13 protein-coding genes are annotated in these 15,028 nt (G+C 62.6%); 12 read left to right on the top strand and 1 reads right to left on the bottom strand.

Going from position 1 to position 15,028, the window contains the following annotated elements; translation table 11 throughout:
* Positions 1-405 precede the first annotated feature (405 nt).
* A complete protein-coding gene (locus RS897_RS15670) occupies positions 406-1,320 on the top strand; it encodes a LysR family transcriptional regulator (RefSeq protein ID WP_315837432.1) in 915 nt (304 codons plus the stop codon).
* Positions 1,321-1,490: 170 nt separating this feature from the next.
* Entirely contained in the window at positions 1,491-2,099 is a 609-nt protein-coding gene (locus RS897_RS15665) for an FMN-dependent NADH-azoreductase (protein WP_315837431.1), read from the top strand.
* Between the two features lie 342 nt (positions 2,100-2,441).
* Here RS897_RS15665 and RS897_RS15660 read toward each other — a convergent pair whose 3' ends face one another.
* On the bottom strand, positions 2,442-2,801 hold the full coding sequence (locus tag RS897_RS15660) for a winged helix-turn-helix transcriptional regulator (RefSeq protein ID WP_315837430.1): 360 nt from the start codon (positions 2,799-2,801) through the stop codon (positions 2,442-2,444).
* A gap of 84 nt (positions 2,802-2,885) precedes the next feature.
* On the opposite strand from RS897_RS15660, the gene RS897_RS15655 reads away from it, so the two are divergent.
* The 10 genes from RS897_RS15655 to RS897_RS42280 all read left to right on the top strand — a co-directional run bounded on the left by RS897_RS15655 (position 2,886) and on the right by RS897_RS42280 (position 14,994).
* Complete coding sequence (locus tag RS897_RS15655) at positions 2,886-3,620, top strand: SDR family NAD(P)-dependent oxidoreductase (protein WP_315837429.1); 735 nt, start codon at positions 2,886-2,888, stop codon at positions 3,618-3,620.
* Between the two features lie 53 nt (positions 3,621-3,673).
* Positions 3,674-4,639, top strand: a complete 966-nt coding sequence (locus RS897_RS15650; RefSeq protein WP_315837428.1) for an SDR family NAD(P)-dependent oxidoreductase — start codon at positions 3,674-3,676, stop codon at positions 4,637-4,639.
* Positions 4,640-4,732: 93 nt separating this feature from the next.
* A complete protein-coding gene (locus RS897_RS15645) occupies positions 4,733-5,404 on the top strand; it encodes an NADPH-dependent F420 reductase (RefSeq protein WP_315837427.1) in 672 nt (223 codons plus the stop codon).
* A gap of 158 nt (positions 5,405-5,562) precedes the next feature.
* Positions 5,563-6,846 (top strand): IS701 family transposase, encoded by a 1,284-nt coding sequence (locus tag RS897_RS15640; protein WP_315831101.1) that lies wholly within the window; start codon positions 5,563-5,565, stop codon positions 6,844-6,846.
* Between the two features lie 72 nt (positions 6,847-6,918).
* Positions 6,919-7,152, top strand: coding sequence for a hypothetical protein (locus RS897_RS15635; protein WP_315837426.1), 234 nt, complete (start codon positions 6,919-6,921; stop codon positions 7,150-7,152).
* Positions 7,153-7,750: 598 nt separating this feature from the next.
* Positions 7,751-9,139 carry a Wadjet anti-phage system protein JetA family protein gene (locus RS897_RS15630; RefSeq protein WP_315837425.1) on the top strand — a complete coding sequence of 463 codons (1,389 nt, stop codon included), beginning with the start codon at positions 7,751-7,753 and terminating at the stop codon, positions 9,137-9,139.
* The gene (locus RS897_RS15625; protein ID WP_315837424.1) at positions 9,136-9,819 is read left to right on the top strand and encodes a DUF4194 domain-containing protein; all 684 of its coding nucleotides are present in this window, start codon (positions 9,136-9,138) and stop codon (positions 9,817-9,819) included. Before RS897_RS15630 ends, RS897_RS15625 begins: the two co-directional genes overlap by 4 nt.
* A complete protein-coding gene (locus RS897_RS15620) occupies positions 9,816-13,271 on the top strand; it encodes an SbcC/MukB-like Walker B domain-containing protein (protein WP_315837423.1) in 3,456 nt (1,151 codons plus the stop codon). The genes RS897_RS15625 and RS897_RS15620 overlap by 4 nt, the downstream gene beginning before the upstream one ends.
* A complete protein-coding gene (locus RS897_RS15615) occupies positions 13,268-14,452 on the top strand; it encodes a Wadjet anti-phage system protein JetD domain-containing protein (RefSeq protein ID WP_315837422.1) in 1,185 nt (394 codons plus the stop codon). Before RS897_RS15620 ends, RS897_RS15615 begins: the two co-directional genes overlap by 4 nt.
* Positions 14,449-14,994: a DNA-binding protein gene (locus RS897_RS42280; RefSeq protein ID WP_407654498.1), complete on the top strand. Its 546-nt coding sequence runs from the start codon at positions 14,449-14,451 to the stop codon at positions 14,992-14,994. The genes RS897_RS15615 and RS897_RS42280 overlap by 4 nt, the downstream gene beginning before the upstream one ends.
* Positions 14,995-15,028: the final 34 nt, after the last annotated feature.

Raw genomic sequence — 15,028 nt, 5'->3', positions numbered from 1 at the left:
GGATCTCGCACGGTTTGGCAATTACCGATCATTTTCGAAATGCGCCGAGAAAGTCGCCCTTGCCTCGCTGTGGGAAATGACGTGAGCTTCACGCCCATTCTCTTCCCACCATGCCCCGCATGTCTGGCATCGTCGCAAATGCGCGTGAGCCTTCAGACTTGTCGCGACATGTTCGGGCAGGTCGCTGCGACCTGATAAAATCCCGCGCCGACATGTTTCGCAGCCGCTGTCGTTCCAATTGCCCATGCTTTGATCTTACGCACGTGAGTGCGCCTGGCAACGGTCACGCAATGGCAAACGAACGGAGAAATTTGTCCACGCCGCCTAGGTCAGATTGCTTACATTTCTCCGTCCTGTCCGATATGTTGATGATCTAAGTATCGGTCAGGGCGATGGTGTGGTCGTATGTTAGATGGCGTTTCATTTGATCAACTCCGTGCCTTCATTGCGTCGGTCGACGAAGGCAGCTTCTCTGCGGCCGCTCGCAAACTTCATCGCGCTCAGTCGGTCGTCAGCGATCTCGTTAGCGGCCTTGAGGCACAGATGGCCGTTAAATTGTTCGACCGTTCCGCACGATACCCAACCCTTACCCCCGCTGGCAACGCGTTGCTCACCGACGCGCGTGGTATCATAGCGGGCGTCGACTTTATGAAAGCACGGGCAAAGGGAATGTCGGCGGGCCTTGAGCCCGAGCTTGCGGTGGTGGTGGACGTTCTATTTCCGATCGCCGCTATTACTGTAGCTGCCAATGAGTTCAGGAGTTTATTCCCTGGCACTCCGCTCCGGCTTTTTGTCGAGGCGCTTGGCGCGACTCATCAACGCGTTCTCGACGGTACCGCCACCGTTGGTGTGGCGGCGACATTACCTACAGATTGTTTTGAGCTCGGCGGCGAACCGTTGTCCGGCGTCCCTATTGTCATGGTCGCCGCGCGGCATCATCCGCTCGCATTGTTCAAGGGGAAGATACCGCGTCAGCAACTGGCAAAGCATGTGCAACTCGTGCTGACGGACAGATCAAGCTCATCAGATGGTGTGGAGTTCGGCGTGATGTCGTCGTCGACTTGGCACCTCGCCGACCTATTTGCGAAGCATGCCTTTTTGTTAAACGGTCTCGGCTGGGGAGGCATGCCCGTGCATGCAGTCCAACGCGACATCGCCGAAGGAAAGCTGGTGGAACTGTCCATTCAGGACGTTCCGACGGGCGGCGTTATTGTGCCGATGTCCGCTATCTATCGAACGTCAGCTCCACCCGGTCCCGCAGGCCGCTGGTTTATCGACCGCTTGAACCGCTGCTCTGCATCCATGCCAACGGTCGATTAGGCCCCTTAACTTCATCAACGACTGTCTGTCGTATATTATCGCTCTCACCGATGGGATGCATCGGAATATATCGGCTATTCACCGAGATCGGCGTGTGGGAGGTATGCGTGACGTGAGCGCGGCAAAGGACTGCCTTTGTGTCGCTAACAAGCGCAACCGGAGGTCTTCCCATGAATATCCTACACCTTGATTCCAGCATTCTCGGCGACGCATCGGTTAGCCGCACAGTCTCCGCAAGCATTGTCGCCCGGTTGAGGGAGCTGCATCCGGACTCTCAAGTGGTTTACCGCGACCTCGTGGACGACGCGCCGATGCATTTGTCCGATCGTCATTGGGCCGCCGCGCAGGGCGCGCTCGCCCCCGATGCTTTACTCGGCGCCGATATCGCTCTCGGCAGCGCCTATATGGACGAGCTGTTTGCGGCCGATATGATCGTAGTCGGCGCGCCGATGTACAACTACAACGTCTCTTCGCAGCTCAAGGCCTGGATCGATCGGGTCGTCGTCGCCGGCAAGTCGTTCAAATACGACGGGAATGGAGTCGAAGGCCTGGTGAAAGGCAAGAAGGTCTTCATCGCATCGTCGCGAGGCGGCTATTATCTCGGCGACAGCCCGATCGCTTTCCTGGATCACCAGGAAACCTACCTCTCGGGCATGCTTGGCTTCATCGGCCTCACAGACATCACCACCGTCCGCGTGGAAGGCGTCAACTACGGTCCGGAGGTCAAGGCAAAAGAGCTCGTGAAGGCCGAAGCAATTATCGCCGAGCTTGCTGCCTGAACGGCTCCCTCGGTGAAGTTGCAATATCATGGAAATCGGCATTCACAGTTTTGCAGTGGTTGTGAGCGATCCCGCGTTTCCGCACGGCACGACGTCATCTTTCTACCGCTCGGAAACGCAGCTACCGAGCTACGTTCGTCATTAATCTGGTCATCTGAGAATGCGAACACAGCCCTAAAACGACTGCTTGAGATCGACTGCCCTTTCAAGCTGAGCCCTGGCGCAGCAGACTATCGTCACGATACCGAAGGAGATTGACATCGCGCCTTCGCCAACCGAGGCGCTGCCGACTACCGCCGAGCGCGCTAGATCAAGCCGCGATCGTCGGTCTCGTGCGTGGCGTCAGCGTTCACGTTCGGCGAAGACCCCTGTGACTTCGGCCGCGTTCTGCGTCCCCCAGTCGCAAAGCGGGACGAGCGCCTCGGCGAGGCTTCGGCCTAGTGGAGTCAGCGAGTAATCAACCCGCGGCGGTACTTCCTTGTAGTCGGTCCGCGTCAAGACGCCGTCGGCCTCGAGCTCCTTCAGGTGTTGGATCAACACCTTGTCGCTGACGTCGCGCACCGCTCGCTTCAATTCGCCGTACCGCTTCGGCCCCAGGAGTAGGAAATACAGGATCAGCGGTTTCCACTTGCCCGCGATCAAGCGGAGCGAGGTGTCGAGTCCACAGGTAAAGCCAAGGACGGGCAAGGGTTTTGAGGTCATAAATAGATACTTACCAAAAGGTGCATACTAGTCAATAGGTCAGTTCGATGCCAAGTATGCCTTCTGTGAAGCGGGAGGCAGGACGTGAAAAGACTGGAAGGGAAGACTGCAGTCGTGACGGGCGGTGGCAGCGGCATCGGGCTCGCTTCGGCAAACCGCTTCATCGACGAAGGCGCGTTCGTATTCATTTTTGGCCGCACCAAGGCCACGCTCGACGCGGCCCTGGCGCAGCTCGGACCGAATGCGCGCGCCATATGCGGGTCGATAACTGATGCGACCGACCTCAATCGGCTGTTTGAAGCAGTTAAGGCGGAGCGAGGCGATCTCGACATTCTGCTGGCCAATGTCGGAATTTCGGAGTTGGCGCCTCTCGGCCAGATAACTTCCGAGCAGTACGACCGGATTTTCGACACGAACGTCAAGGGCCTGCTGTTTACGGTTCAAACGGCGCTGCCGTTGATGTCGGAGGGCGGCTCGATCATCCTGACCGGTTCTAGCGGGGGATCGATGGGGATACCGCAATTCAGCCTCTACAGCGCCTCCAAGGCGGCGATCCGCAGTTTCGCGCGCACCTGGGCGCAGGATCTGAACGGCACGGGCATCCGCGTGAATGTGCTTTCGCCCGGGGCGACGCGGACGGAGAAAGCCGTGGAGATCATGGGAGAGGCAGGGCTGGACGCGGTAAGGGCCGGCACGCCGCTTGGACGCGTCGGCGATCCCAACGAGATTGCCGCGGTCGCCGCATTCCTTGCTTCCAGCGACAGCAGCTTCATGACCGGAAGCGAAGTTTTCGCGGACGGCGGCGTGGCCCAGGTCTGAAATGGCTGAAACTCGCGCAGTTACTACCTCATCCCAACAATATAGGAAAAAACATGACTGAGAACTTCGGCGCAAAATCAACCGCTGACGACGTGCTCTCCGGCGTAAATCTTCATGGAAAGCGGTTTCTCGTGACTGGCGCATCGTCGGGCATCGGACTCGAGACGGCCCGCGCATTGGCGTCTCACGGTGCCAGCGTCGTAGGAACCGTTAGAGACCTGGCTAAAGCTGAATCGGCCACTGCATTGGTCCGTGACGCCGCGCGAGACGGTGATGGCAGCCTTGAGTTGATCGAACTCGATCTTGCATCCCTGAAAAGCGTTGACACCTCCGCGGATAAACTACTTGCTGACAGCCAGCCCTTCGATGTCATCATCGCCAATGCTGGCGTCATGGCACCGCCGTTCGGTCGGACGGTTGACGGCTTCGAACTGCAGTTTGGAACCAATCATCTTGGCCATTTTGCCTTAATCAAGAAAATCGAACCGCTTCTCGCTGATAACGGCCGGCTCGTGGTCCTGTCATCACAGGCTCATCGCGTGGCCGATCTTGACCTGGACGATCCGAACTTCGAGCAACAGGCATATGACCCGTTCGTCGCCTATGGCCGATCAAAAACCGCAAACTCCCTCTTCGCAGTTGAATTCGACCGGCGGCATCGCAATCGCGGTATCCGAGCGGCGTCGGTGATGCCCGGGAACAGCTTGACTGATCTTCCACGCCACTTCTCGCAGGAAGCGTTGCAGGGCCTCTTCGAAACTGTTGGCAAGGCTCGCGCCGACGCGGGTCTTCCGCCAGCAGAACTCAAAAGTATTTCGCAGGCAGCGGCAACATCGGTCTGGGCTGCGGTCGTAGCTGACAAGGACGATATCGGCGGGCGTTACCTCGAAGATTGCGCAGTCGCGCCGATCGAGGATACGCCCAATCCGTTTTTCGATGGCGCAAGATCATATGCGCTCGACGCAGATAAAGCCGCGCAGCTTTGGGAGAAAAGCGAGAGCCTGATCGGGCTTAGGTGAGATCGAAACGGGAATGACCAAGCTACTTCTTCGTCATTCCCGTTCTCGCCTTCAAGGCTGTCATCTTTCTCGAAATTAGAGGGGTCGCTATCGGTGACTATTATTGGCATCATCGGCGCAGGCGAAGTGGGTCGTCATATCGCGCGTGCGGCTATCGCGAACGGTCACCAGGTCGTCCTTGCCAATTCGCGAGGCCCCGAGACATTAGGCAGCCTTATCGAGGAGCTAGGGCCATCAGCGCGCGCGGCAACGGCGGCTGGCGCGGCGGCGGCGGGCGAGTTCGTCGTCATTGCTGTTCCTCTGAAGATGGTTAACGACATGCCCGTGAACGAGCTTGCGGGGAAGGTCGTGATCGACACGAACAACTATATGGCGGTTCGCGACGGTCATTACCCGATTATCGATTCAGGTGAAAAAACAGAGCATGAATTGCGTCAGGAGCAACTCCCAACATCGAAGGTAGTCAAGGCTTTCACGCACATTCAGGCTCCTCGGATCATAACCTGGGGGAGACCGGCCGGCTCCGCCGACCGTTTGGCGTTGTCGGCCTCAAGTGACTTTCCGGAGGCCGTCGAGCTTGTGACGCGACTATACGACCGGTTCGGCTTCGACACCGTGGACAACAGCCCGCTCAGTGAGTCCTGGCGTACCCGTCCTGGGCAACCCGCATGGATGCAAGAGCGACAGACCCGGCCCGAATTGATTGCCAACCTCGCCAGCGCGCGCCGTGCCGTCCAAGAGTTCGGAGTCACAACCATCATATGATGGCGGTGGCGAGATGGATGGCGGGCTGTGGCCCGCTCGGCGCTGGGATCGACGCCGCGACGAACTTCGGCTAATCGTACTGAGTCAGACGGTCGCGGTCATTGAGGCTGAGAATCAAGTAATTGAGGAGATTCAATATTTGGCGCGCGGAGGGCCAGATGAATCTCGATCAGGGTGGGGATAGCGAAACGCGGTTTGCGGAGTATGTAGCCGGTCTTGGAAGCGTGATCGGTCACGTGGAGCGGACGAGACCGCTGCGCGACTATTGCACGGGCCTGATGCTGCCTGGGGAACGCAAGAGCGTGGAGCCGATGGCGGCGCGGACGGCTCCAGCGCGCACGGCGGCACAGCATCAGTCGTTGCTGCATTTTGTCGCCAACGCGGCCTGGTCGGACGAGGACGTGCTGACCAAGGTGCGCGATTTGGTGCTGCCGGCGATCGAGAAGAGCGGGCCGATCGAGGCGTGGATCATCGACGACACCTCGTTCCCCAAGCAAGGCAAGCATTCGGTCGGCGTGCACCACCAATATTGCGGGCAGCTCGGCAAGCAGGCCAATTGCCAGGTGGCGGTGTCGCTCTCGATCGCCAATCATGCCGCCAGCCTTCCGGTGGCCTATCGGCTGTACTTGCCGGAAGCCTGGACGAAGGATCGTGCCCGGCGGAAGAAGGCAGGCGTGCCGAAGCAGATCAAGTTCAAGACTAAGCCGCAGATCGCGCTGGAGCAAATCCGCTGGGCCTGCGAGAGCAGTCTGCCACGCGGCGTCGCGCTGATGGATGCGGCCTACGGCAGGGACGCGCGGCTGCGTGCCGGCATGACAGAATTGGGCTTGCCTTACGTGGTCGGCATCGTGCCGACCATCTTGATGTGGGCCCCTGGCAGCGGCCCGCGGCGGATGGACAAGCCGATGAACAACACCGGCCGCCGCGACGAGCCCGAACTGGTCTCGGCCAAAAAAGTGGCACTCAGTCTCCCGAAGCAGGCCTGGCGCACGGTGGCGTGGCGGGAAGGCTCGGCCGACCAGCTATCCTCGCGCTTTGCGCGGGTGCGTGTCCGCGTCGGGTACAACAAACTGATCCCCGAGAAGCTGTCGCCGGAGTGGCTGCTGATCGAATGGCCGGAGGGCGAAGCAGAGCCGACCAAATACTGGCTCGCCACGCTGCCGGAGAACGTCAGCTTCACGCAGCTCGTCAATCTGGCCAAGCTGCGCTGGCGCATCGAGCGCGACTATCAGGAGCTCAAGCAGGAGGTCGGGCTCGGTCACTACGAGGGGCGCGGCTGGCGTGGCTTCCATCATCACGCAACCCTGTGCATCGCGGCCTACGGCTTCCTGATCGCCGAACAGGCGACGATTCCCCCCTCAGAAACTTGTTCCGCCGCGCCAGTCCAGGTCCCTCCCTTACCCGACAATTATCGACCCAGAGGATCTGCCCTTGCGGCCTGAACGCCACGTCCCGAACTCGATCGCAACCATGCGCGTGCGGTTGAGCCGGGCCCTCAGCAAAACAATCATACGATGCCCTTGTTGCGGCGCCGTCGCAGCATCACCCACGCGCAGAAAAATCATGACGCAGTAAGACTAGACCAGGCTACTCCCGGTACGTTCGGCATCGTACCTGCCGACGGCATGCTCGAACCGCTGAAGGCGGACTACCAAAAGATGGCCGGCATGATCTTCGGCGACGTCCCGTCGTTCGAGGACATCATCGGCAAGATCAAGACGGCCGAAGCGACCCTGAACGCCGTCTGACCGTGCAGGGAGCATCGCCGCGAGCAGCTTTCGGAGCGTCAACATCGTTTCCTCACAATGCACTAGGTCAACCAAATCGTGCGGCCATGGCGTAGTCCCGCGCCACGCAGAGGCTGCAATTGCCTCCCGCGGTCGCCAGCTCGGCAATGCCGGCCTTGGGACGGCTCAATGCGTTTGGTGGTTCGCTCTTCGAGGTTTCAAACGCGATTCTTAGGATACTGACGGGAGTTCCCGGATGAGTGACTAGCTATGCCGAATCGATGGCGGCAACGATCCCGTCCCGCAGTGCCTCCCGCATCTACGGCGAGCGTTCGTTCCGTTGGGGATAGCAAAGACAAAGTGTTTGGGTGGTTGACTGGCCCCGAAAATGCCACCATTGGTCGGATATGGGGCAGTCGCTTTCAAGACATGGAATTGCGTCTTTCCTCGCACCTGCGAAGCGACCTGGTCGCGGGGCGATCCCACGTTACCGTCCATCCCGTGCCGATCGCACAACGGAGTTCTTCGAGGCTCGCCTCTGTGGCCATCCCGACATCGGAGATGAGCCCGTTGCCGTGACAACGGCGGATGGCCTCGTTTCCCCAAGGAAGGGGATCGGATGAGCGATCTGTTTGGTTGCGTGCCGCCCGAAGCCTTCAAGATCTTCACTGGCCGCCACGCGTTGGCAGCCGAAGCGTCGCTGTTGCGGCTTTGCGCGACGCATTTCGGCGAAATGGCGCTGGAGAATCCCGAGCGCGATCAGGTCAAGAACTCGATCGCCGCAGCGATCGAGGGCATGCCGACGCCGCCGGCGGCCGTCGGCGAGCCCGATGGGGATGAGCCTGAAGCGGCGTCGTCCGACTACCTTTATCTGAAGATGCGGGAGGGCGGCTGGTTGGTCGAGGAGTCGGACCGCTGGCTGATCAGGGTGACGATGCCGGAAGGCTATCGGCGACTGATGACGGTGCTTCGCGACCTGAAAGAGAACGTCGCCAAGAGCTTCACGGGACTGGTATCGCAGGTCTCCTCCCTGATCGGCGCGGCCGCAGACGATCCGACGATGCACGCCACCAACATCGATGCCGCGTGGCAGACGGCCGTCGGATTCCGACGCCACATGGCCGGCATAGACGCAGCGCTGCTGTCCGTGACGCGGCGACTTAACGCGGCAGAGGGAATGGACGATTCAGTCGACGTGTTTTTCGCGGAGTTCGTCGACAGGATTCTAATCCGCGACTGGACCAAGATCCTGTCTCAGAACAATCCGTGGCGATCGCGCCACCACGTCACCCGCGCCGTCCGCGAAATCCTCGGCTCCGCGGCGGCGATGGAAAAGGCGATGGCCGCCTACGTCGAAGCCGGTCATGCGGCGACGGAAGCCGAAGCCGAGACGCTCATACGCAGGCGGCTTGCCGAGATCTCGACCTCGTTCGACGACATCGAGCGTCTTCGCGTCCGCATCGACCAGGGTCAGGTCGGCATCGAGGGACGCATCCGGGACATCCTTCGTTTCATCGGCCGCAATCCGGCGACTATACGGCAGCGCGTAGAGTCCTGCCTCGAGGAGTTGGCCCACCTCGACGATCACGTCGAGCTTCCCTGCGTCCTGCCCCTTCTGAACTGCCTCGAGCCGGTGGGAGAATCCCGTTTCCCCGAGGCCAGGGAGCCCCTCCCCCCGCCCGAGCCCCGCATCCTTCGCCGGCCACCCGAAGATCCCTACCGGAAGCGGTTCATCAAGGATTGCCGCGCGTTCGATTTCGCTTCCGAACCGACCCCCGGACACGCGCTCGCCTATCTCGGCTCGACGGGCGGCGGAGATGCGGTCGTGCTCGCGCCGGCCAATGCAAAGGACTGGTTCACCTGGCGATACATCGCCCTTCTGGCGCTGACCGGCCGCGGTCGCCGCATCAAAGGCTGGATCCTCGAACCGGCGAGCGGCGTCGCCGTATGCCGATACGGCGAACTTCCCAACTTCACCGCCACAAGAATGACGGGGCCTCCGCGATGAACGCGCTGTCGGGATTGCAGGAATACGAGGAAGTGCTCGCCAGAACGCACCATCCGAAGGTCGCCTTTCAGCGGGCCTTCCGCACGCTGATGCAGCGACAGTTTATCTTCGGCAACGACTTCGGCTCCAAGGACATCTACGAGCTTCTGAACGACGATGAGGTCCGGCCCTTCGCCGAGCGGCTGTTCGACGTGTTCGGCTGGCGGCTCCAGTTCAACACTTCGGGCAACATCAAGATGGTCTGTCTCATGCCGCCGATCGCGGAGGCGCCGGACACGCCACGCGACAAGCGCGAGGCTCACCAGGCTCAGCCGTTGCGCGTCGATGAGGCCATCGCCATCCTGTTGCTCCGCGCCTACTACGACAACGCGATCCAGAGCACCGGACTGGTGAACGGTCACGCCGAGTGGCACACCGACGGTCTCTACGACTTGTGGAGAGAGAAGACTAGAAAGGATCCGCCCGGCAAGGTCAGGATGCTCGACATCCTCCGGTTCCTGAAGAATCATGGACTCATCCAAGCTTCGCTGCCACCGACCTTCCACGAAGGAATGCCGTTCACGGTACGACCGTCGATCAGTCTCGTCGCCGTTTCCGAGCCGCTCGCTGCGCTGAGGCGCTACGCCCGCGAAGCTCGACCCGATGCCGACGGTAACGATCATGAAAAGGCCGAGGCATGAGCGAGCCGCAATTCGGGACGCCGCAGATCGTCCGCCTTTCCCTCATCGACTTCTACCTGATCGAACGCGAGGACATCGAGCTTTCCGGCAACACCGTGTTCCTGGGGCCGAACCGCAGCGGCAAGAGCTCGTGCATCGACGCGATCCAGACGGGCTTGACCGGCGGCGCCGGCGACCTCGTCGTCTACAACGCTGCTGCTGTACGACAGAACAGGCCGGACGCACACAGGTCTCTTCAGGAGTACTGTCTCGGCGTCGTCCGGCACGACGAGAACGAGAGGGCCAAGGTCGTGCGCAAGAGTTCGCAGACCTGGATCGGCCTGTCCTTCCGGACCCGCGAGGGTGGAGAAGTCGCGGGTGTCGTGCATGTCGTGGCGCACGAACACCGCGAGCGGCCCAACACACGCTTCATGATCGTGACCGGGGGCGGCGTGACCACGGCCGATCTCGTATTCTCGACAGACGAAGGCGAGATGGCGAAAGGCTTCGACCAGGCAGTCGACGGTCTGCGCGCGAGCGGCCGAAAGGTCGAGGAATGCGACAGCGCCTCGGACTACTCGACTTACCTGCTCAACCTGCTCACCTACGGTTCGTGGCACGCGGATGCCCATTCCTACTATAAGGCGGTGAAGCGCGCGCTGGTCTTCCAGCCGGTCGGCGACATCACGGCCTTCATGCGCACCCATGTCCTCGAAACCGAGATCATCGACATCGGACGGATGCGCGAACGTCTGGCGTTCTATCGCGAGATCGTCCGCACCATCGACAGCATCAACCGACAGATCACCTCGCTCGGGATCGTCGTCGGTCACTACTCGAAGGCCGCTGAGGACGATCGCGAGGCCCGCGGCCGCGTGGCGGCGGCGATGGAGGCCGCCGTGACCCAACGCCAGTCCGAGATCGATGCCATCGAGGAGAAGCTGGTCGGACTGCGGACCAAGGTCGACGTCGCCGTGGAAGAGGAAAAGAAAGCGGATGAGCGCAAGAAAGAAGCCGCCCGGCGCGTCGAGGAGGCGCGCAACTCCGGCGGCACTCAAGCGCTGGAAACCAGCATCCGACATGCCGAGCGGGATCTTTCCGGCGAAGAGTCGAAGATGCGCGACGTTCGCAGGGAGCTCAAGCGCCGCGCAGAAGCGATCGATGCGATCCGCACGGCCGTGGGCTACATGAAGGACGCCGAGAGCCGCAACGTCCGACGAGTCGCGGACGCCGGCGCCGACTTCCGCCGGGCTCAGGACGACGTCGAGATCGAATCGATGGCTTCCGATGCCGAGCTATTGCAACGGGTCGTCGACGAGGTCGGAGCGAACGCGGTCCGCGAACTCAACCGCGCCCACAGCGCCGCGGCGGCCCGCGAGGATCGAATCAACCGGATACGCGAGGATCTCGCGCGGAGGGCGCGCTCGGAGGCCATCGACCAGGCGCTGTTGCGTCCGGAGGCGGAGAACCTGCGCAAAGATCTCGCCGACGCCAAGATCGCCGCGACGCCGCTCTGCGATCTGATCGACATCAGAGAGGGCAAGGAGGAATGGCGCAACGCCGTCGAGTCCGTGCTCGGCAACGCGCGGGAAGCGATGATCCTGCACGATCCCCTCCAATACATCGATGCGGTGAAGGTACAGCGGCGATCGACCCGCAGCGACGGAGTCGAGATCGTCAAACCATCGGTTCTGAGCGCGGGCGCGCCGGCGCCGGCCGCGGATTCGCTGGCCGCCGTCGTCGAGGTCGAGAACGCCACCGCGGGCGCCTACGTCAATGCCATGCTGGGACGCGTCAAGCGGGTGCGAACCGAAGCCGACATCGAGCGTGAGCCGAACGCGGTGACGACCGATCTCATGCGCGCGACCCGTTTCTCGTCCTACAAGATGCGGCCGCCACGCTATCTGCTGGTCGGACGCCGGGGACGCGCCCAGGCGGCTCAGAACGCGGTGGCCGAGCTTCAGCGCTTGCATGGGGAACTGAAGGAGGCCGAGACCGAAAGGAGAGTCCTCGAAACCGCCAAGGACGCCTACCGGACGCTTACCGGGCAATCGAGTAGTTCGCAGACGACACTGGGTTCGGTCGTCGACGGCCTGCGGCGCGCCAAGACCGCGGTGGAGGATAGCCGTGGCAGGCTGCAGAACCTGCGTGGACAACGCGATCCCGAGAAGGAACAGCAGATACGCGAGCTCGAAGCCGAACAGACGAAGGTAGACAAGCAATGGTCTGCCGCTCTCCAAGCCGCCACCGATGCACGCGATGCGGTCACGCGCACGGAAGTGGAGTTGGAGGTCGCGGGTCAACAGTTCGCCGCCGCCCTTCTCGATCGCGACGCGAAGGCGTTGGGCGAACACGACGCTGCGCAGGATGTAAGACGTCGCGTTTTCGGCATCCTGACCGAAGCCAAGGACTTCTGGCGCGAGCACAAGCAGACGCTGGAGACGGCCGAGACCCGCGCCGAGGAGAGCCGCGCCGGGGTCGCGCGCGGGCACGAAGCGTGGGGCCAGCACGGTGCCGACTTCCCGGAGGTGCCGATGCCGGTGCTCAGCGTGGAAGCGTGGCGCGAGCGGCTCGGCGAGGCGCGGGCGATGCGCGATCTGCTGCAGAACTCGACGCTGCTCGACAAGACCGCGGAGGCGGAGGAAGCGGGCCGTCAGCTCTCGGATGCGTTCCGCAACGAGTTCGTCAGCCTGCTCGTCCACGCGTTCTCGAAGATCCGCGACACCCGCGACGACCTCAATCGCGAGATGGAACGGCACGTGTTCTACGGCGAGAAGTACGTCTTCAGGATGAACCACGTCGAAAAGTTCGGAGCGATCGTCGATCTGGTCGAGCGCGCAACGGAGGATCCGAATTGGGCGATGCCCGCCCTGGTCGCGCTCGACGCCGACACCGAGCAGGCGCGCGCCGTCCGCTCCATAGCCGACATGATCGAAAGCGACGACCAGAACGCGCTGAACGATCTGCGGGACCCGAAGGCGTACTGGACGTTCGACGTGCTAGTGAAGGACGCCGGCACCGGCGATGTCGTCTCGACGCTACGCCAGCGCATGAAGAAGGGCTCGATCGGAGAGGGCGTGGTTCCGCAGTACATCGCGATGGCGGCCGCGGTCTCGGCCAAATCGTCGTCGCCGGACCGCAGGAACGGGTCGCTCGGCATCATTCTGCTCGACGACGCTCTCGACGGATTGGACACCGAGCACACCGTGAAGATGCTGAAGTTCATGAGCGACACGAATCTGCAGATCGTCGCCGCCGCTCCCGACACGAAGTCCCGCGTGCTCGCGCACGGCATGGAGACCTTCATCAACGTCGCGCGGGACGAAGAGTACATCCACATCGTGCCGGAAAAGGTATCCGAAGCGCTGCGCGACGACCTCGCCGACGAAGACCCGCGCGTCAAGGGATACGACGCATACCGCGAGCGTACCGCATCCGCGGACGAGGCCGCCGCGCTGGAGGCGGCGCAGTGACGATTTCCGGCAGCGAGTCTGCACGCAAGTTGCTCGTCAGGTTGCTGGAATCCGCCGACCGCAACGCGACCACGGTCCGCACGCTATCCGTCGCCGCCGGGTCTCCGAAGGATCCGTCGCCCGCCTCGCAGCGGGCCTGGAGGGAAAGGCTCGAAGGTGCGGAGCGCGCGGGTGCGGTAGCGCTCGTCCGGGGATCCGGTAACCGGCGCGAGGTGATCGAACGCGTGCGTCTCGCCGACGCCGACCTGCTGGCGCGCGAGCTCGGCACGACGCGGGCCGGCGCGCGGGCGGCGGCCGCAATTGCGGCTGCGCGGGCGGCAGCCGCCGGCCGCGACGGTCTCGATCAGGTCATCGAGGACGCCGGCGCCAAATGGGCCAAGGGTGCCGAATGGTATCGCCTTCCGCCTGAGCCGGAGCTCGTCCGCAACGTGTTCGCCGCCGCCGCCGGCCTGCTCGACGTCGCCTTCGGCACGCATTTCCGTACAGCGTCCGTGCAGACATCCGGCTCCTCAAAATTCCTGGAGCGCCACGCGGCGGCGGTGTGCGCCATTCTGCGCGGCGCACTGGCCCTTCCAGACGACTCCAGGCAGGATGAGATCTGGGAGACGTTGGGTCTGGTCAGGTTCGGGCACCCCGTCTGCCTGCGCGCTCCAGTCAGCTTCGCCGATCCGGTAGGAATCCGGGTGTATGGCAGCGCCGTCCCCTGGAGCGCCGTCAACCCCGACCTCGTCGCGGGCTGCAAGGCGGACGGAGACGACCCCGACTTCATCATGACGGTCGAGAACTGGACCAGCTTTAACGGCCAATGCCGCGAGATCGGCCGCGGAGCCGTGATCTACACGCACGGCTTTCCGCCTCCGCCGGTGCGCTTGCTGGTCGGCCGCATGGCGGCGTTGTGGCCCCATGCTCCGATCTTCCATTGGGGCGACGTCGATGCCGGGGGCCTCCTGATCGCTGACTCGATACGCAAAGCCGCCGGCCGCCCCGTCCGGCTCCACCTCATGACGGTCTCGCTCGCCGAGCGCCACGGCGCCGAAAGCCGACCGCTGAGGCGCGTCTCCGGCATCGCCGCAAGAGACGACGACTTCGGCGAACTCGCACGGTATCTTTCCGGCAATTCCTGCCGCACTTTCGAGCAGGAGATGTTGAGACCCGAGGATCCGCTGGAGGCGGCGCAGTGAGCAGACAATTCACCGACGGGGAGATCGTCGCGGCGGTCAGGGCGCTTGCCGCCGAGGGTTCGCCGCTGACGCGCGCCTCGGTCCGTAAGCGCCTCGGCGGCGGCGGCTCGACCCGAATTTCCGCGACCTTAAAGGAGTATATGGCCGGGGCCCACGGCTCACCACCACGGTCCGGACCGCCGAAGGTCCAAAGTTTACGGACTGATCAGTCCGGACCGGAACAGTCCGGACTTACGCCGGGTCCGGCCGTGGCGTCAACGAGTGCGCCGGCCAAGCCGACCGACGTCGTCTCCGCGGCGAGCACGGCCCCGGTCGACCTAGGGCCGGAGGGTAGTGTTGCCCATCTGGAGAGCGAGATCCGGGTACTGAAAATACTCCTGGAATCGGAACGCAACGCCCGCCGCGAGGATGAGGCCCGGCACAGCCGGACAATTGAGGCTCTCCAGCGCGAGATCGAGATTGCCAGTAGGGGGGTTGGTCGGAGCGGGCTGTCGGACGGGCCCGTAAACTCGCGCAAGCCGCGGTCCAAAACGACTTCCTGACTGCCTTGCCTGGGGATCTAGACGTATGAGGCGA

It is taken from the genome of Bradyrhizobium prioriisuperbiae (genome assembly GCF_032397745.1).
Lineage (GTDB): Bacteria > Pseudomonadota > Alphaproteobacteria > Rhizobiales > Xanthobacteraceae > Bradyrhizobium_A > Bradyrhizobium_A prioriisuperbiae.
The sequence above is the reverse complement of the archived record's forward strand: the minus strand, read 5'-3'. Positions and strand labels throughout refer to the sequence as shown.

What these genes read in the sequence shown, in the direction of transcription:
- RS897_RS15620 (WP_315837423.1), top strand. Translation starts at nt 9,816, where the DNA reads ATGAGCGAGCCGCAATTCGGGACGCCGCAGATCGTCCGCCTTTCCCTC.
- RS897_RS15665 (WP_315837431.1), top strand. Translation starts at nt 1,491, where the DNA reads ATGAATATCCTACACCTTGATTCCAGCATTCTCGGCGACGCATCGGTT.
- RS897_RS15640 (WP_315831101.1), top strand. Translation starts at nt 5,563, where the DNA reads ATGAATCTCGATCAGGGTGGGGATAGCGAAACGCGGTTTGCGGAGTAT.
- RS897_RS15660 (WP_315837430.1), bottom strand. Translation starts at nt 2,801, where the DNA reads ATGACCTCAAAACCCTTGCCCGTCCTTGGCTTTACCTGTGGACTCGAC.
- RS897_RS15670 (WP_315837432.1), top strand. Translation starts at nt 406, where the DNA reads ATGTTAGATGGCGTTTCATTTGATCAACTCCGTGCCTTCATTGCGTCG.
- RS897_RS15630 (WP_315837425.1), top strand. Translation starts at nt 7,751, where the DNA reads ATGAGCGATCTGTTTGGTTGCGTGCCGCCCGAAGCCTTCAAGATCTTC.
- RS897_RS15650 (WP_315837428.1), top strand. Translation starts at nt 3,674, where the DNA reads ATGACTGAGAACTTCGGCGCAAAATCAACCGCTGACGACGTGCTCTCC.
- RS897_RS15635 (WP_315837426.1), top strand. Translation starts at nt 6,919, where the DNA reads ATGCCCTTGTTGCGGCGCCGTCGCAGCATCACCCACGCGCAGAAAAAT.
- RS897_RS15625 (WP_315837424.1), top strand. Translation starts at nt 9,136, where the DNA reads ATGAACGCGCTGTCGGGATTGCAGGAATACGAGGAAGTGCTCGCCAGA.